The following is a 16,787-nucleotide window of genomic DNA, read 5'->3' on the forward strand; positions in this document are numbered from 1 at the left end:
ATGATACGCGAGCATGAGAGGGCTCGGCGACCGCGAAGGTGAGAACGCGCCCGACCGGTTCTTGTGCCGGCATCTAGCTAGGGCAGCAGCGAAACAGGAGCTTGTTGTGAATAGCCGCCCAAACGCCCGTATCGTCGCGTTGTTTGTTGCATTTGCAATGCTGGGACTGGATCAACTGACGAAGCATTGGGCACTCGTGTCCTTGGGTACCGTTGGCACGACTATTAATTTGGTGGGGCCCATTGACCTCACTCTCGTGTTCAATCGCAGCAACGCATTTGGTTTGGTGCCCGACTACGGGGAAATTTCGCGTTGGGCGCTCACTGCTTTGAGTGTTGCAGTAGTGGCAGTTTTGCTCCTGTTTTTGTGGCGGCAATCGACATCGCTAATGAGCGCTCTTGGGTTCGCATTCATCGGCGCTGGAGCACTCGGAAATGCCCTCGACCGCCTCCGATGGGGAGCCGTTGTCGACATATTCGATGCGTCGAAACTTCGATTTGTATGGGTCTTTAATGTCGCTGATATATCAATAGATTTGGGGGTCGCACTAATTCTGCTCGCTAGTCTCTTGCCTATTTCGCAACCTCGCGAAGTCGAGCACGGCAACGATTAGAATTCTTAGTGTTTGTCCGTGAACGGCTCATTTTCGACCGAGTCTGCGACGAATCCGCGTTTGTTTATCGCCCCTGATACACTTCAAGATTTTTGGTCTCGCCGGCATTTACTCACGTAAAGAAGAGGCGATAGTGCGCCGCTGCCTTCAAGATCGGCTTGAGTCCGAAATTACAATTAGTTCGATAATAGAATCGCGCCGTCGGCGTGGAAGAAGCTCCGCCCCCGTCACGTCCTGATGGGGTATTCAGGATGCACGAGCGCCCGCGGGCCCGCGAGCTAATGTCACAATAGGCGTAGTTTCGCTCTAACGGTTGAACGCGCCACGTTGCGCCCGCATCAGGCAGGCGTGCCGCTGGCCGGCCAACGAACCATTATCTGAGGGGTTGACGAGTTCTAAAAAAGAACTGTAGGTTTGAGAGAAAGACATCGGTCGCAACGGCCGGCATGTGCCGGCTTGCAGCGCTCGACCACCGCCCGCTGAGACAGTTCAGCGAGTGACAAAGGACGAGCAGCCAGCGGCGCAACAAGACAAACCACATGCCCGAAGGGGCATTATTTTCGGGAGGACGTGCAATGTTGACGAAATGGAAGACCGTGGCGGCTCTGGCTTTACTTTTAAGCGGGCCTGCGCTCGCGGCCGAAGAGCCCGGAATTACAGCGACCGAGATCAAGATCGGCGGCGTTTTTCCCTTCAGCGGACCGGCTTCATCGATCGGTCTGGTGGGAAGGGGAGTTATGGCCTATGTCCAGTCGGTCAACGACCGCGGCGGCATTAACGGACGCAAGATCAACTACATCGCATATGACGATGCATACAGCCCACCGAAGGCGGTGGAGCACGTTCGCAAACTCGTTGAGAGCGACGAAGTGTCGTTCATGTTCGGCCAGCTCGGCACTCCCGGCATCACCGCGACGGCAAAATACCTGAGGTCGAAAGGGGTGCCCAGCATCGCCATCATCAGCGGGTCATCCAAGTTCACGGAGGTCGCCAACTACCCACTGACCACCACAGGCCTCGTCAGCTACGACACGGAAGGAAAAATCTACGCCAAATATCTGACCAGAGCACTGCCGAACGCCAAGTATGCCATCCTCTATCAGAACGACGACCTCGGCAAAGATTATGTCAACGCCTTCAAGGCGTTTCTCGGCAAGGATTTCGACCGGAAGGTCGTCACCGCTTCCTATGAGGTCACTGAACCGACGGTTGACTCGCAGGTGGTCAATCTAAAGAGCTCCGGCGCGGATGCCCTCGTGATCGCCGGCACACCGAAGTTCGCCGCTCAGGCCATCCGGCAAGCCTCGGTAATCGGCTGGAAGGCGACAGTAATCCTCGACTTCCCATCCGGCTCAGTCGGAGGCACGCTCGCGCCTGCCGGCCTCGACAAATCGGTCGGCGTGATCGTCGGCACGACCAACAAGGATATTCTGGACCCGGAATGGAAAGATGACCCGGGCATGCAGGCCTACCGGGTGTTTTTTGATAAGTATTTGCCGGGCGCCGATATCACCAACGGCAGCTATCTGACCGGTTATCAGCAAGGCATCCTGCTCGAGCAGATCTTAAAGCAATGCGGCAATGATCTGTCCCGCAAGAATATTCTTGCCCAAGCCAAGAACCTGAGGGATTTCGTGGTTCCGACTGCGCTGCCCGGCATCAAGGTCAACACCACCGACACCGAGAACATGATCTGGACCCAAATGCGATTGCAGCGCTGGAGTGGCACGAGCTGGCAAGCCTTCGGCGAAGTGCTGGACGCGAGGTCCGAGTGACCTCGCCGGGGTAAGCGACAGGTGCGGCAGTTGGATTAAGGGCGAACTGCCGCGGGCCTGGCCCGGAAGCAGATTGACGATCGTGTTATCCGAGGGGGACATCGCCCGTGGCGAACCGCCTGTAGCACGCTCGGTCGACCCATCCCGTAACTCAGGAGATTATTTTCGATGTCGAAGGCACTGACGTTTGCGCCGCGAGAGCTTTCCATAGAGCGTCGAACAGATGGCACGCTCCTGTTGAGTTCGCCTATAAAGTTGGGAAAGTGCGATTGGCGCATCACGGACTTCCTTCCGACCTGGGCAAATTCCTTTCCGGATAGAATCTTTCTTGCGCAACGCAATGCGAGTGGGGGGTGGGACAAGATAACCTATAGCGAAGCATGGTCGCAGGTTCAGGCGGTTGGCCAAAGCCTGATCGATATGGGCGCAAAGCCGGCTGACAAGCTGGCGATACTTTCAGGAAACTCCATTGAGAACGCGGTGATCTCGTTTGCAGCGATGTCGATAGGGGTAATCCTGGCACCGATATCGCCAAACTATACGCTGATGCCCGGTGGCCTGGCTCGTCTCAAGGACATCGCGGAAACGTTGAGCCCGAATTTCGTTTTCGTTCAGAGCGGACGCGACTTTTCAGCTGGCCGCTCCATTCCCGAACTGGCAGCCGCGACCTGGATCAGCGTCGATGGCGCGCCGGACACGGTCCCTTTCCGGAATCTGACCGCCCAAAGCGGAAGCGATGGATTCGAGCGTGCATCACGTGCGGTGTCTTGCGATGCGGTCGCAAAGATTCTCTTTACGTCCGGTTCGACCGGTTTCCCCAAGGGCGTACTCAACACTCACCGCATGATGGCAAGCTCCCTGCAAATGGGGAGTCTGCTGGTGTCCCCTCCGGACGCACCTGTGCAGGTTGAGTGGCTGCCCTGGCATCATACGATGGGTAGCAACGTAATTCTTCACAGCATCCTCAAGAATGGCGGGACGCTCTACATCGACGACGGCCGGCCGGTGCCTCAGCTTTTCCACAAGACCGTCGCAAATCTCAAGGAGATTTCTCCGACCGCCATGTTCAACGTACCGGCCGGCTATAATCTATTGTGTGACGCGATCGAGAACGACCACGCGCTTGGCGCCAGCGTATTCAAACGGGTCGATAGATTGAGCTATGCGGGGGCTGCAATTTCGCAAGCTACGCTTGAAAAACTCTATCGGTTGACGTTGTCGATCACCGGCCGGCGAATTCCGGTCATGTCCGGCTACGGCGCCACCGAAACGGCCCCGACCATCAGTACGACCCATTGGGCAACGGATCAGCCGGGGGAGATTGGTCTTCCCGCTCCGGGGCTGCAGCTCAAACTGATCCCCGTTTCCGATACTTACGAGGCGAGGGTCAAGGGACCCAACGTTACCCCAGGTTATCTCGGCAGACCCGATCTGACGGAAAAGGCTTTCGATGAGGAAGGATTCTATCGCATCGGCGACACCGTCTCGTTTCTGGATCCTGCGAAGCCGGAGCTTGGGTTGCATTTCACGGGCAGAATTTCTGAGAACTTTAAGCTCGCGAACGGCACATGGGTCTCGATCGGGAACATGCGCGCGGCAATCTTGGCAGCTACGCGCGGCGTATTGCTTGACATCGTCGTTGCGGGAGAAAATCTGGAATCGTGTGCGCTGCTCTGCTGGTTGAATCCAACCGAGGCAGCGCGGATTTCGAAGACGCCAGCCTCGGATTTGACCTGCGACCTTCTCGTCATTCAATTTCTGAAAGATCGTTTCCAGGAATACAATGAGAACGTGGGAAGCAGCGAAAGAATCTATTCTTTCTCGCTGCTGAAGGATCCGCCGTCATTGGCCGCAGGAGAAATCACCGACAAGGCCTATGTGAATCAACGTGCTGTGTTAAAAAACCGCTCTGAACTGGTAGAACGCCTCTATGGCAACGAAGCAAGTCGGGATGTGATCCAGGTCTAAGCGCCGATTCAGCTGTTCGCGACCGTTGCCGGACATCTCGTGTCCGGCCATATCGCGCCTACGGATATGCCTGCGCTCAGATGGTTAGTGAGCCTTCGATGGGGCATCCGGGTGGTGGCCGCCTCAAGCGGCGCTGCGGGACGCCTTCGCCTTCGGTTTCTCTGATGCCTTTTTTGCCGGGGTGCTTCGGGCACCGGGGCCGGGATGGGTATGAACCTCCTTGGCCGAAAGTGGCTCGCCGCATTCGGAGCACACCATGACCGGATTGAAGTCCTTTCCGCATTTGCGGTGCTGATGCAGCAGCGGCCGCCCGCGTTCGTCGACCATATGCGTGTCGCCCCAATGCACGATCGCCATCATGATCGGGTAGAGATCGAGTCCCTTCTGCGTGAGGATGTATTCATGCCGCTTGGGCGATTCCTGATAGGGAATCCGGCGCAGTACGCCCTGGCGAACCAGCTTCTTCAGCCGTTCGGCGAGCAGATGGCGCGTGATTCCGAGCGCGGACTGAAACCCCTCGAAGCGCCGCGTGCGCAGGAAGCACTCGCGCAGGATCAGAAGGGTCCAGCGGTCGCCGATCACGCCGATGGTCCGGGCCATCGAGCAGGGCTCTTCCTCGAGTTCATCCCATCTCATTCCGGTACTCCACTCTTCTTCCCGTGCTCATTCAGATCGAATCGTCTAGGGAACTTTTGGTCCCGCTACCATTCTAGTTAGGTACTGAACTCCAAACAATCCCCTAGGGTTCGCGCCAAACTGGCAAAATTCTGCACTATTTGACAGTTCGATTTTAGAACTATAAGAATGTATCGCAAGCTTGGGTTCGGCCTGCTGATCGTCGAACCTGGCCAACAACGCGCTCTCCGGGAGGAGTCGATATGCCCCTTAAGGTAGAATTTCAGTTCGATTTCGGCAGCCCTAACGCTTATCTGGCGGAACTAGCCATTCCGGCCATCGAGCGACGTACGGGCCTGAAATTCGAGTATGTCCCGGTCCTGCTGGGCGGCATCTACAAGGCGACGGGCAACATGTCGCCGTTCGATTCACTTCGCGGCATTAAGAACAAGCCGGAATACCAGGCGCTGGAGACCCAGCGCTTCATTCGCCGCCATAATGCTACGAAATTCCGCTCAAACCCCTTCTTTCCGGTCAATACGCTGATGCTGATGCGCGGCGCCGTCGCGGCCCAATTCGAAGGCGTGTTCGAGCCCTATTTTCGCGCCGCCTACCATCATATGTGGGAAGAGCCGAAGAAGATGGACGACCTCGAAATCTTCCGGAACGCATTCATCTCCTCAGGGATCGATATCGACAGGTTGATCGCGCGCGCGCAGCAGGATGACGTCAAGAAGAGGCTGATCGACCTGACCACCGACGCCGTCAGCCGGGGAGCATTCGGCTCACCGACCTTCTTCGTCGGAAAGGAAATGTTCTTCGGCAAGGACCAACTCCGCGACGTCGAGGAATCGATTGTCGAACAGACCAAACAACCTGTTCCCAAGACTGCCTAACTGGCCGACTGTGCGGGTGAGTGACGAAAGCCTAATTCCGGACCTAGAGCAAAAATAAACACAGGGAGAATGCCCATGCCTGGCCCGCTTAGCGGTGTTCGCGTCCTCGATCTGACCGGCGTGGTGTCGGGCCCGTTCGCGACGATGTTTCTGGCGGACCAGGGCGCCGACGTGCTGAAGATCGAGCCGATCGGCGGGGATATTACCCGCCGCAGCCGTGCCACCATCGACAAGGACGGCGAATTCTCGGCGCTGTTCATCTCCTCGAACCGCGGCAAACGTTCGCTGTCGATCGACGTCAAGAGCACGGGTGGCCGTGAGGTGCTCACCAAGCTGGTCGCGCAGGCTGACGTGCTGGTGCAGAACTTCCGGCCCGGCACCATGGAACGCCTTGGACTCGGTGTTGAAGAATTGCGGCAGCGCCATCCGCGCCTGATCTACGTCTCGATCAGCGGCGTCGGCGATACCGGACCGTATGTAAAGAAACGCGTCTATGACCCGATCATTCAAGGCTTGTCGGGCTTCGCCGATATCCAGTCGCAGCCGATAACGAACCGTCCGCAAATGATCCGCACGATCGTATGCGACAAGACTACTGCAGTGTTCACGGCACAGGCGGTGGCGGCAGCGCTCTATGCCCGCGAGAAGACCGGGCAGGGGGATCATATTCAAGTAGCGATGCTGGATGCGATGATTTCCTACCTTTGGCCCGAAGGCATGATGCAGTATACGGTCGTCGGGACCGAGGCCGCCGCAGCCGATCCCAACGATCGGCCGGATCTCGTGTTCAAGACCAGTGACGGCTACATCACCGCCGGCACCATTTCGGATTCCGAATGGCAGGGGTTCTGCCGGGCATCCGGCGATCCCGAACTTGCCAAAGATCCCCGGTTTGCCACGCCATCAGCGCGTTCGGTCAACGCCACGGCCCGCATCAACAAGATGGCTGAGTATATCAGCCAGCATTCCACAGCCGAATGGCTGGAGCGGCTAGACGCCGCCGATGTACCCTGTGCGCCGATCTTGCGGCGGAGCGAAATCATACACAACGAACAAGTGGTAGCGCGCGATATCATCGCGGAATTCGATCAGCCGAAGGTCGGGCGAGTGCGGCAGCCCAAGCCCGCGGCCCGCTTCGAAATCAACGAGGCTGCAATCGGCGGACCAGCGCCCAGGGTCGGTGAGCACTCGCGCGATGTGTTGCGCGAATTGGGTTATGACGACAGCGCCATCGACAAGATGGTCGCCGAGCGTGCGGTGCGCGTGGCGGTTTAGTTCGAAGCCTTCTTGCGGGGCCGGCGATCAGCTTTCAGATTTTCGTCGCTGCTGGTGTGATGGACGTTAACGGGACATTCGCTGCGACCGCTCTCTGATAGGCGTCCCGCTTCTGGATACGCTCAAGATAGGGATGAGCGTTGTCACAAATGCCGACACCGTAAGCGATCGCCCAATCAAGGCAGGTTGTGAGCAGAATGTCAGCGCTGGTGAACCGGTCACCCATCAGGAACTGGCGACCGTCTGCAAGGGCGACTTCCACGTGTCGCAACTGTTGCCGAAAATACTCACCGGCTTGTGCCACGACTTCTGGCGCAATTCCATAGATAGGTCCCAATGCATCGGCGCGATGGCGGCGCATGACGTAAAGGCTGGTCGAATCGAGTTCGGCCACGATAAAGAAGCACCATTCGAGCCATGCAGCGAATTCGCGCTGGGTTTCGGGAATCAGTGAACGGTCCGGCGTCGAATAGGTTCGCGACAGATAGGCTACAATCGCAGCGCTTTCGCCGATGCAGAAGTCACCGTCCTGCAGCAAGGGGACCTTCTGGCGGGGATTAAGCCTGGTGTATTCAGCCGTCTTGGTCTCGCCCGTCCGCGGCCCGATCGGCTTCGTCTTGTAAGGCAATGCCAGCTCGTGCATGGCCCAATGCGGACGAATGGTGCGACTTGTCCCAACTCCCCATAGAGTCAGGTCCGGTATTGGGCTCATGTCACCACCTCTCTACCGACGGACGCAGGTCCAGTTCGTGTGTCCAGCCGTCCCGGCTTTGCTGATGGGCGAACCAATAGGCCTCGGCGATGGAGGATGTTTTTGTCAGGCTATCCGGCGGGATGTCGCTGGCCTCGATCCCTCTTGCTGCTTTCATGCGCTGATGAATGGCCTCGCTATCCACGCCGGCGTCGATAATGAGATGGACGACGTGAATATTCTTCGGCCCCAGTTCGCGCGCCATGGCCTGGGCGACCGCGCGAAGCGCGAACTTTGCCGATGAAAAGGCCGCAAACCCCTGGCTGCCACGGATACTGGCGGTCGCACCGGTAAAGAAGATGGTGCCGCGCCCGCGTGGCACCATGACGCGAGCCGCCTCGCGCCCGACCAGGAAGCCTGCATAGCAGGCCAGCTCCCAGGCCTTGAAGAACAGCTTCTCCGTGGTCTCGACCAGGGGCTTGTTGACATTCGATCCGGCGTTGAAAAGGCAGACCTCGATGGGCCCGATATTGCTTTCGACCTCCGCAAACAGCTTCTGGACCTCGGCTTCCTGACGGGCATCGACGCTGAAGGCGTGAACCCGATGACCCGCGGCGGTAAGTTCATCCACAAGACCCTGGGATTTGACTGCTTCACGCCGACAAATGCAGACCGTATAGCCGCCTTTGGCAAAACGGCGCGCGACGGCTGCGCCGATCGCGTCGCCTGCGCCCACAAGTATGGCTACGCCGCGCTCTTCCGTCATCTTCACCTCCCTGATTAGTTCTTATTTGATACCGTGAGGTAACCTCGATCGGCCCCGTTGTAAACGAACTTTCTATGAACAGCTGATAGGGTAGAAGGGCTGCCTCTTTATGGCAATGGACCCGGGAGTCTCATTTAAGCAATTGACGAGTTCTAAAAAAGAACGTTAAATGAAAATCGAACGCGCCGGAGCAACGGGCGACGTTTGCTGTTCGGGAGGTTGATAGTGGCGGGTCTTTCGGTGGTGATCGATATCGATAAGACTGCTGCAGCGTTGCCGCGCCGCATCCATGAAGTCGCGGCGGACCATGTCGACAATACCCCGGACCAAATCTCTCTGATCGAAGACGGCGCTACGTGGACCTATCGTGACCTGCACGGACGGGTCGCCGAGATCGCCTCCGTTCTCTCCTCACTTGGCGTGCGGGCAGGCGATCGTATGATGATCGTCAGCGAGAACTGCATTGCGCTGGCGGGGTTGCTGCTTGCGGCGAGCCGGCTCGACGCCTGGGCGGTCGTCGCCAATCCGCAATTGTCGTCGCGCGAGCTGGACCAGATTCGCGATCACAGCGGCGCTCGCCGGATGTTCTTTACTTCAAGTGTCTCGAAGGAAACGGCGATCCATGCGTCGCGCCTCGGAGCTGAGAACCGGCAACTAGGCCCGCTGCACAACATCGCCGTCGGGCCGCTCAACCAAAGCGCAACCGTCGAGCCGGTGGAAGCCGATCCTGCAAAGCAAGTGGCGGTGCTGATCTACTCCTCGGGAACGACGGGGGTACCGAAGGGCGTTATGCTCTCCCATGAAAACCTGCTGATCAGCGCCTGCACGACGGCGCTTTCCCGCAAGATAGTTCGAGACGATAAGGTCTATCTGGTGTCGCCGATGTCGCATATCGACGGCATTTCGCTCCTGATCATGACGCTGATGGTCGGCGGCAAAGCGCGGATGGTCAGCGAGTACGATCCGGCGGCTGCCGTCAAGGCGATCACGGAGGAGGGGGTAACCATCCTCAGTGGCGTACCGGGCACCTATCAAAGCCTGCTGGAGTACAAGAGTGTATCGGGTCTGAAGCGATTCGTTTGGAGCTCGTTGCGCTTGATTGCCGTTGCCGGCGCGCCGCTCGACCCGAGTCTGAAGATTCGCGTTGAGAAGGAGTTTGGCTTGCCGCTGCTCAACGCGCACGGAATCGCCGAATGCTCGCCGGGAATATCGGGCGTACGCTTCGATGTGCCACGTTCCGATCACACTGTCGGCACGTTGCTGCCGGGAGTAGAGGGGCGCCTCAGGACAATCGACGGCATACCATTATCAAAGAAAGAGGTCGGAGAACTCCACTTGCGCGGGCGCAACGTGATGCGCGGCTATTACCGCGCTCCGGAGCTGACAGCCAAAGTGATCGATAGCGAAGGCTGGTTCAATACCGGCGATCTTGCCCGGTTTGACGGCGATTGCCTGTACATTGTCGGTCGTACCAAGGAAATGATTAATGCCTTCGCAGCCAAGATCGAGGCAATTCTCAATGCACATAAGGATGTGCAATCCGCCATTATCGGACCGGCCCTTAACGGTGATGGAGAGCTTATCGCATTCGTGCAGCCGTTCCCTGGGTCGCGCGTCAGGCCGACCGATCTGATGGATTCCATCAAACCTTGGCTCGCCTCCTATATTCAGCCGCCTAAAATCGTCGTCGTCGATGTCTTGCCAGGAAGCTCAACCGGCAAGATACGCGAGCATGAGCTCGCGGCCTGTTTGCATCGCGACCGAGCTGCTGCCTTGCAGGCGGTGAAATTCCAACATCGAACCAGCTTATCTTGACCGGGAGAAGACCTTTGCAAAAGAGAAACGCAACCGTGGCCGTGATCGGTGCCGGGGACTTTATCGGTGGCGAGATCGCAAAGAAGTTCGCCTCCGAAGGCTTCACGGTGTTTGCCGGGCGCCGTAACGGCGCCAAGCTCGAGCCGCTCGTCAAGGAGATCGAGAAGGCGGGAGGCGAAATTCACGCACGCTCTCTCGATGCACGCAAGGAAGAGGAGATCACTTCCTTTCTTAGCGACGCGGACAAACACGCTCCGCTGGAGGTCTGCATCTTCAACATCGGTGCCAACGTGAACTTCCCTATTTTGGATACGACTGAACGCGTGTTCCGCAAGGTTTGGGAGATGGCCTGCTATTCCGGCTTTCTCGCTGGTCGCGAAGCGGCGCGGCTGATGCTTCCCCGCGGCAAAGGCAATATCTTCTTCACCGGCGCGACCGCGAGCCTTCGCGGTGGGACCGGATATGCGGCTTTCGCCAGCGCGAAGTTTGGACTGCGGGCCGTGGCACAGGCGACCGCACGCGAGTTGGGTCCCAAGAACATTCACGTGGCGCATCTCATCATCGATTCCGGCGTCGATACCGAATGGGTGCGCCAGCGGCGGATCGAGGCGCTCGGCCCCAATGCGCTCGACGATCCCGATGCGCTGATGCCGCCGTCGTCGGTCGCGGAATCCTACTGGTTGCTCTATCAGCAGCCGCGCAGCGCATGGACGTTCGAATTGGAAATCCGCCCCTTCGGCGAGAAGTGGTAGCGGGCCTCTCACGATGGAACTCAATCTTTCCAGCGAGGACGCTGCGTTTCGCGACGAGGTGCGCGCTTTTATCGTGGAGAATTATCCGCAGGAAATGCGCGTTCCAAACCCCGAAACCGATTTGACCAAGGAGCAGTCGCTCCTCTGGCACCAGATCCTCCACAAGAAGGGCTGGATCGCGCCGCTCTGGCCCAAGGAGTACGGCGGCCCGGGCTGGTCGGTCACGCAGCGCTTCATCTTTGAACAGGAGACGTCACGGGCCGGGACGTTGCCGCCGCTCGCTTTCAGCGTCACCATGGTCGGCCCGGTCATCTACACCTTCGGCAATGATGCGCAGAAAAAAAAGTATTTGCCGCGAATCCTCTCCGGCGAGGACTGGTGGTGCCAGGGTTATTCGGAGCCAGGCGCCGGTTCCGACCTGGCATCGGTCCGCACCAAGGCGGTGCGCGACGGCGATCACTACGTCGTCAACGGCCACAAGACCTGGACGACGCTGGCCCAACATGCCGACTGGATCTTCTGCCTGGTGCGGACCGATTCTTCGGCAAAACCTCAGGCCGGCATCTCATTTCTGTTGATCGACATGAAATCGCCTGGAGTTACCGTGCGGCCGATCATTACCATCGACGGATCGCACGAGGTCAACGACGTCTTCCTCGAGGACGTGCGCGTGCCTGCCGAGAATTTGATCGGCGAGGAAAACAAGGGCTGGACTTACGCAAAGTTCCTGCTCGGCAACGAGCGCACCAGCATGGCCGGGATCGGCCGGTCGACACGTTATCTCGCGCGTCTCAAGCAGATCGTGAAAACCGAAATCGGTGAGGACGATCCGGCGTTCGGCGAGTTTATCAAGGACATCGCGCGCGTCGAGCTCGATGTGCTCGCGCTGGAGGCGACCGAACTGCGCATCGTCGCCCAGATGTCGCGCGGCATCGATCCGGGACCGGCCGCGTCGCTGTTCAAAATCAGGGGTACCGAGATATTCCAGCGTATCACGGACCTGACTCATCAAGCGATCGGCAATTACGGTCTCGCGATCCGCGAGCACCCGATAAGCGCCAATCACTTCATGCCGGGACCGGACTATGGGCACACCACAACCGAAAAATATTTGAACTCCCGGAAGCTTAGCATCTACGGGGGATCGAACGAAATCCAGCGCAACATCATCGCGAAAGCGGTGCTCGGTCTCTGACTACATCGCACGAGGCATCTAATGGATATCCAGTTGACGGAAGAGCAGGAGTTGCTCCGTTCCAGCATTCAACGGTTTCTGCGCGAACAATACGATTTTGACGAACGCCGCAAGATCGTTGCGACGGACGAGGGCTGGAGCCGCAGGCACTGGAAATCCTTTGCCGAACTTGGGCTCTGCGCCGCGCCGTTCCAGGAAAGCTCCGGCGGCTTGGGTGGCGGCTCGCTTGCGACAATGATCGTGATGCAAGAGTTCGGTCGCAATCTTGTCGTTGAGCCGTATTTTGAGACGGTCGTGCTCGCCGGCGGCCTGATCGAAGACGTCGCCTCTCCCGAACAGCGCGAGGCGCTCCTGCCAAAGATCATGGAGGGCGAAGCGATATGGACGCTGGCCTGGGCGGAGGGACGATCACGTTACGATTTTAACAACGTCACCACAACAGCTCGGCGTCAAGGTGATAAGTTTGTCCTGAGCGGAACGAAGGCGGCAGTGGTCGGTACGCCCTGGGCCGATAAGCTGATCGTATCGGCGCGGACGTCCGGCGGCCCTCGCGATCGCGACGGCGTGAGCCTTTTTGTCGTCGATCGCCATTCGGCCAATCTTCACTTGCAAGGCTTCAAGACCATCGATGGACGGCGGGCTGCCGAACTCACGTTGATGAACGTCGAGGTGCCGGCCGGCCAACTGCTTGGGCGCGAAGGCGGAGGCGTCGCGGCCCTTGAGGCCTGCCGCGACCGCGCCATAGCGGCGCTCTGCGCCGAAGCGGTCGGGGCGATGTCTGTGTTGAACTCAGCGACGCTTGAATACAGCAAAACGCGCAAGCAGTTTGGGGTAGCGCTTGGGACCTTTCAAGTATTGCAGCATCGCATGGTCGATATGTTCATCGCCCTTGAGGAGGCAATCTCTCTCACGCAGCATCTGAACCTCAGCCTCGTGGCCGGAGAGCCAAATGGATCGAAGCTGGCGTCCGGCGCGAAGTCCAAGGTTGGGTACGCGGCCAAATTTGTCGCAGAGCAGGCCGTGCAGCTGCATGGCGGAATGGGCATGAGCGATGAATTGAACGTTGGCCATTACTTCAAGCGGATAAGCTCCCTCAACGTCCAGTTCGGTGACCCCACCTATCATCTGATGCGGTACGCGCAACAGACTTGAACTCTTTCCCGACGCAGCCATCGACTGCTGCCCCCAAAAACTGAGGTAAATAATGACCGAAGCCGTAATAGTCTCGACAGCTCGCACGCCCATTGGCAAGGCTTACAAGGGCGCCCTCAATAATACGGAAGGCGCGACACTGCTGGGTCATGCCATTTCTGCCGCGTTATCCCGTGCGAATGTCGCCGGAGCCGAGGTTGAGGACGTCGTGATGGGCTGCGCCATGCAGCAAGGCACCACCGGCACCAACATTGCGCGTAAGGCGCTGTTGCGCGCAGGACTCCCGGTCAGCGTGGCCGGAACGACCATCGACCGTCAATGCGCGTCCGGGATCCAGGCGATTGCGTTGGCTGCCCGCTCGGTCATTTTCGATGGCGTCGAGGTTGCCATCGGAGGCGGCGGCGAGTCGATCAGCTTGGTCCAGAACAACCAGTTCAACAGTTTTCATGCCGTCGATCCGGAACTGCTCGCGATGAAGGGAGATGCCTACATTGCAATGCTGGATACCGCCGAAGTCGTGGCGAAACGCTACGGTATCTCGCGCGAACGCCAGGACGAGTACAGCCTGGAAAGTCAGCGTCGGACGGCGGCTGCGCAGCAGGCCGGACGGTTCAACGACGAACTGGCGCCGATCAAGACCACCATGGCAATCACGGACAAGGCGACCGGTGCCGTCTCTTACCAGCAAGTGACGCTCTCAGTGGACGAGGGGCCACGTCCCGACACGACTGCCGAAGGTCTCGCAGGTGTCAAGCCAGCCAAGGGGCCGGGGTTCACTGTTACCGGGGGAAATGCCAGTCAGCTTTCGGACGGTGCGAGTGCTTCAGTGATCATGAGCGACAAGCTCGCGGCGCAAAAGGGGTTGAAGCCGCTGGGCATCTTCCGCGGCTTTGTCTCGGCTGGTTGTGAACCCGACGAGATGGGCGTTGGTCCGGTTTATGCCGTGCCCCGATTGCTCAAGCGACACGGACTCAAGGTCGACGACATCGACCTGTGGGAGTTGAACGAGGCATTTGCGGTGCAGGTCATCCATTGCCGCGACAAGCTCGGGATCGACCCGGAAAAGCTCAACGTCAACGGCGGCTCGATCGCGGTCGGCCATCCCTACGGCATGACCGGAGCGCGGCTGACCGGCCATGCCCTGATCGAGGGCCGCCGGCGCAAGGCCAAGTATGCTGTTGTAACCATGTGTATTGGCGGCGGCATGGGCGCCGCGGGCCTTATCGAAATCGTCCACTGACGAACAACGGGCCGGCAGGGCCCTACATTTTGTAATATTGGAGGTACGCGTGAAGACAGCAATTACTGAGATGTTTGGTATTGAGCATCCGATCATCCAAGGCGGAATGCACTATGTGGGGTTCGCCGAACTCGCGGCCGCGGTGTCGAATGCCGGCGGGCTCGGAGTGATTACGGGCCTGACGCAGCGGACGCCGGAACTATTGGCCAAGGAGATCGCGCGTTGCCGCGATATGACGGACAAGCCGTTCGGCGTGAACCTGACCTTTCTGCCGACCTTCACGGCGCCGCCCTATCCTGAATACATCGCCGCTATCAGGGAGGGTGGCGTCAAGATCGTTGAAACCGCCGGGCGCAGCCCCGAACAGTACATGCCGGCCCTGAAGGCAGGTGGCATCAAAGTGATCCACAAATGCACCTCCGTCCGGCATTCGCTGAAGGCCGAGCAGATTGGCTGCGATGCCGTCAGCGTCGACGGTTTTGAGTGCGGCGGTCATCCCGGCGAGGATGACATGCCCAACATGATTCTGCTGCCACGTGCAGCCGAGGAGCTGAAAATACCGTTCGTTGCCTCCGGCGGCATGGCGGACGCCCGCAGCCTAGTTGCGGCGCTGGCGATGGGGGCTGCCGGCATGAACATGGGCACCCGCTTTATCGCCACCAAGGAAGCGCCGGTGCACGAGAACGTTAAGAATGCGCTGGTCAAGGCCTCGGAACTTGACACGCGTCTGGTCATGCGCGCGCTCCGGAATACCGAGCGGGTATTGAACAACAAGGGCGTCGAGCACTTGCTCGAGGTCGAGCGCGAGAAAGGCAAAGGCCTGAAGATCGACGATATCCACGAGCAAGTGGCGGGCGTCTATCCCAAGGTGATGATCGACGGCGATATGGACGCCGGTGCGTGGAGCTGCGGCATGGTCGTTGGGCTCATTAACGACGTTCCGACGGTGAAGGAACTGGTCGACCGCATCATGGCGGATGCCGAGCGGCTGATCAGGGGCCGGCTTACGGGGTTCCTCGACGCCGATAGCAAGGAAGCCCTGAAGGTCGCGTGAAATCGCGACGGGAGTGGCGCACATGGCAAAAGATCGGATCGAGGTCGATACCGGCACCGGCGAGTTGCTGTGTGAGATCCGGGACGGCGTGGCGCTCATCACGTTGAACCGACCCGAGGCGCGCAACGCCTTGTCCGATCAACTGACCCCGGCGCTGCGGCGCATGATCAGGCAGTGCGGCGACGATTTCGACGTCCGCGCTTTGCTCATTACCGGTGCCGGGGCCGCATTTTGCGCCGGCGGTGACGTCAAGGGCATGGGGAGCAATGCGGCCAAGGGCGAAACGCCGATCGATGAGCGGATCGCCGACTTGCGTATCAAGCAGCGCACCCTCACGGGGGCGTTGGTCGGATTGCGAAAGCCGACGATTGCCGCGCTTCCCGGGCCTGCGGCGGGCGCAGGGCTTGCGCTCGCGCTCGCCTGCGACATTAGAATCGCCGCCGAATCGGCTGTGATGACCACGGGATATGCCCGCATCGGGTTGACGGGAGACTACGGCATCGCCTGGCTGCTGACCCGGCTGGTCGGAACGTCCCGGGCACGCGAGTTAATGTTTCTGTCGGAGCGGATCGACGCGCGCCGCTGCGAAACCCTGGGGCTCGTCAATCGGGTGGTAGCCGACGCCGAGCTTCGCGAGGTTGCATTTGCGCTTGCAAGGTCGCTGGCCGAAGGCCCCTTGCAAGCTTACGCCGGCATGAAGGACAACCTTGACCATGCCCTGACAGCCGACCTTCTGGATTCGTTGGATCAGGAAGCGGAATACATGGTCCGCTCCTCGCGGACGACGGACCATAAGGAGGCGGTGCGAGCCTTTATTGACAAGCGCAAGGCCGTATTTGTCAGGCAATAGCCTGCGTTCGGGTTCGACGTCAGCCTCGCTCCTCGTCAACACGCAGATCAAGGTGCTCTTCTGTGCGAATTGGTTGGTATATATGACGATAATAATCTAATGTGAGCCTGATTTTGGGAATTCCTGGAGC

At 59.0% G+C, this 16,787-nt stretch carries 15 protein-coding genes; 12 read left to right on the plus strand and 3 right to left on the minus strand.

Features of this window, described 5'->3' with window-relative positions:
- Positions 1-106: 106 nt before the first annotated feature.
- The 3 genes from lspA (at position 107) to IVB05_RS13665 (ending at position 4,356) form a co-directional block, all read left to right on the plus strand.
- Positions 107-613 carry a signal peptidase II gene (gene lspA / locus IVB05_RS13655; protein ID WP_247784874.1) on the plus strand — a complete coding sequence of 169 codons (507 nt, stop codon included), beginning with the start codon at positions 107-109 and terminating at the stop codon, positions 611-613.
- Between the two features lie 575 nt (positions 614-1,188).
- Complete coding sequence (locus IVB05_RS13660) at positions 1,189-2,388, plus strand: ABC transporter substrate-binding protein (protein ID WP_247786686.1); 1,200 nt, start codon at positions 1,189-1,191, stop codon at positions 2,386-2,388.
- Between the two features lie 168 nt (positions 2,389-2,556).
- Positions 2,557-4,356 (plus strand): AMP-binding protein, encoded by a 1,800-nt coding sequence (locus IVB05_RS13665; RefSeq protein WP_247784875.1) that lies wholly within the window; start codon positions 2,557-2,559, stop codon positions 4,354-4,356.
- Positions 4,357-4,479: 123 nt separating this feature from the next.
- Here IVB05_RS13665 and IVB05_RS13670 read toward each other — a convergent pair whose 3' ends face one another.
- Positions 4,480-4,992 (minus strand): helix-turn-helix domain-containing protein, encoded by a 513-nt coding sequence (locus IVB05_RS13670; RefSeq protein WP_247784876.1) that lies wholly within the window; start codon positions 4,990-4,992, stop codon positions 4,480-4,482.
- A gap of 242 nt (positions 4,993-5,234) precedes the next feature.
- On the opposite strand from IVB05_RS13670, the gene IVB05_RS13675 reads away from it, so the two are divergent.
- Together IVB05_RS13675 and IVB05_RS13680 are read left to right on the plus strand one after the other, a co-directional pair.
- Entirely contained in the window at positions 5,235-5,867 is a 633-nt protein-coding gene (locus tag IVB05_RS13675; RefSeq protein ID WP_247784877.1) for a 2-hydroxychromene-2-carboxylate isomerase, read from the plus strand.
- A gap of 75 nt (positions 5,868-5,942) precedes the next feature.
- Positions 5,943-7,142 (plus strand): CaiB/BaiF CoA-transferase family protein, encoded by a 1,200-nt coding sequence (locus IVB05_RS13680; RefSeq protein ID WP_247784878.1) that lies wholly within the window; start codon positions 5,943-5,945, stop codon positions 7,140-7,142.
- Between the two features lie 34 nt (positions 7,143-7,176).
- Here IVB05_RS13680 and IVB05_RS13685 read toward each other — a convergent pair whose 3' ends face one another.
- Complete coding sequence (locus IVB05_RS13685) at positions 7,177-7,854, minus strand: glutathione S-transferase family protein (RefSeq protein ID WP_256473288.1); 678 nt, start codon at positions 7,852-7,854, stop codon at positions 7,177-7,179.
- A 1-nt stretch (position 7,855) separates the two neighbouring features.
- Positions 7,856-8,599, minus strand: a complete 744-nt coding sequence (locus tag IVB05_RS13690; RefSeq protein WP_247784880.1) for an SDR family NAD(P)-dependent oxidoreductase — start codon at positions 8,597-8,599, stop codon at positions 7,856-7,858.
- Positions 8,600-8,824: 225 nt separating this feature from the next.
- Between IVB05_RS13690 and IVB05_RS13695 the strand changes: the two genes are divergently transcribed.
- The 7 genes from IVB05_RS13695 to IVB05_RS13725 are packed head-to-tail and all read left to right on the plus strand — an operon-like array spanning position 8,825 to position 16,657.
- On the plus strand, positions 8,825-10,414 hold the full coding sequence (locus IVB05_RS13695) for a class I adenylate-forming enzyme family protein (RefSeq protein ID WP_247784881.1): 1,590 nt from the start codon (positions 8,825-8,827) through the stop codon (positions 10,412-10,414).
- A 14-nt stretch (positions 10,415-10,428) separates the two neighbouring features.
- Positions 10,429-11,166 carry an SDR family oxidoreductase gene (locus IVB05_RS13700; protein ID WP_247784882.1) on the plus strand — a complete coding sequence of 246 codons (738 nt, stop codon included), beginning with the start codon at positions 10,429-10,431 and terminating at the stop codon, positions 11,164-11,166.
- Between the two features lie 13 nt (positions 11,167-11,179).
- Positions 11,180-12,361 (plus strand): acyl-CoA dehydrogenase family protein, encoded by a 1,182-nt coding sequence (locus tag IVB05_RS13705; protein WP_247784883.1) that lies wholly within the window; start codon positions 11,180-11,182, stop codon positions 12,359-12,361.
- Between the two features lie 21 nt (positions 12,362-12,382).
- Positions 12,383-13,513, plus strand: coding sequence for an acyl-CoA dehydrogenase family protein (locus tag IVB05_RS13710; protein WP_247784884.1), 1,131 nt, complete (start codon positions 12,383-12,385; stop codon positions 13,511-13,513).
- A gap of 52 nt (positions 13,514-13,565) precedes the next feature.
- On the plus strand, positions 13,566-14,753 hold the full coding sequence (locus IVB05_RS13715) for an acetyl-CoA C-acyltransferase (protein ID WP_247784885.1): 1,188 nt from the start codon (positions 13,566-13,568) through the stop codon (positions 14,751-14,753).
- A gap of 49 nt (positions 14,754-14,802) precedes the next feature.
- Positions 14,803-15,807 carry a nitronate monooxygenase family protein gene (locus IVB05_RS13720; RefSeq protein ID WP_247786687.1) on the plus strand — a complete coding sequence of 335 codons (1,005 nt, stop codon included), beginning with the start codon at positions 14,803-14,805 and terminating at the stop codon, positions 15,805-15,807.
- A gap of 22 nt (positions 15,808-15,829) precedes the next feature.
- Complete coding sequence (locus IVB05_RS13725) at positions 15,830-16,657, plus strand: enoyl-CoA hydratase-related protein (protein ID WP_247784886.1); 828 nt, start codon at positions 15,830-15,832, stop codon at positions 16,655-16,657.
- Positions 16,658-16,787 lie beyond the last annotated feature (130 nt).

Source organism: Bradyrhizobium sp. 170 (genome assembly GCF_023101085.1).
Lineage (GTDB): Bacteria > Pseudomonadota > Alphaproteobacteria > Rhizobiales > Xanthobacteraceae > Bradyrhizobium.

Bases quoted from the DNA above. Each gene is read 5' to 3' on its own strand.
- IVB05_RS13675 (WP_247784877.1), top strand. From the start codon at position 5,235: ATGCCCCTTAAGGTAGAATTTCAGTTCGATTTCGGCAGCCCTAACGCT.
- IVB05_RS13690 (WP_247784880.1), bottom strand. From the start codon at position 8,599: ATGACGGAAGAGCGCGGCGTAGCCATACTTGTGGGCGCAGGCGACGCG.
- IVB05_RS13715 (WP_247784885.1), top strand. From the start codon at position 13,566: ATGACCGAAGCCGTAATAGTCTCGACAGCTCGCACGCCCATTGGCAAG.
- IVB05_RS13725 (WP_247784886.1), top strand. From the start codon at position 15,830: ATGGCAAAAGATCGGATCGAGGTCGATACCGGCACCGGCGAGTTGCTG.
- IVB05_RS13710 (WP_247784884.1), top strand. From the start codon at position 12,383: ATGGATATCCAGTTGACGGAAGAGCAGGAGTTGCTCCGTTCCAGCATT.
- IVB05_RS13670 (WP_247784876.1), bottom strand. From the start codon at position 4,992: ATGAGATGGGATGAACTCGAGGAAGAGCCCTGCTCGATGGCCCGGACC.
- IVB05_RS13685 (WP_256473288.1), bottom strand. From the start codon at position 7,854: ATGAGCCCAATACCGGACCTGACTCTATGGGGAGTTGGGACAAGTCGC.
- IVB05_RS13660 (WP_247786686.1), top strand. From the start codon at position 1,189: ATGTTGACGAAATGGAAGACCGTGGCGGCTCTGGCTTTACTTTTAAGC.
- IVB05_RS13705 (WP_247784883.1), top strand. From the start codon at position 11,180: ATGGAACTCAATCTTTCCAGCGAGGACGCTGCGTTTCGCGACGAGGTG.
- IVB05_RS13680 (WP_247784878.1), top strand. From the start codon at position 5,943: ATGCCTGGCCCGCTTAGCGGTGTTCGCGTCCTCGATCTGACCGGCGTG.
- IVB05_RS13665 (WP_247784875.1), top strand. From the start codon at position 2,557: ATGTCGAAGGCACTGACGTTTGCGCCGCGAGAGCTTTCCATAGAGCGT.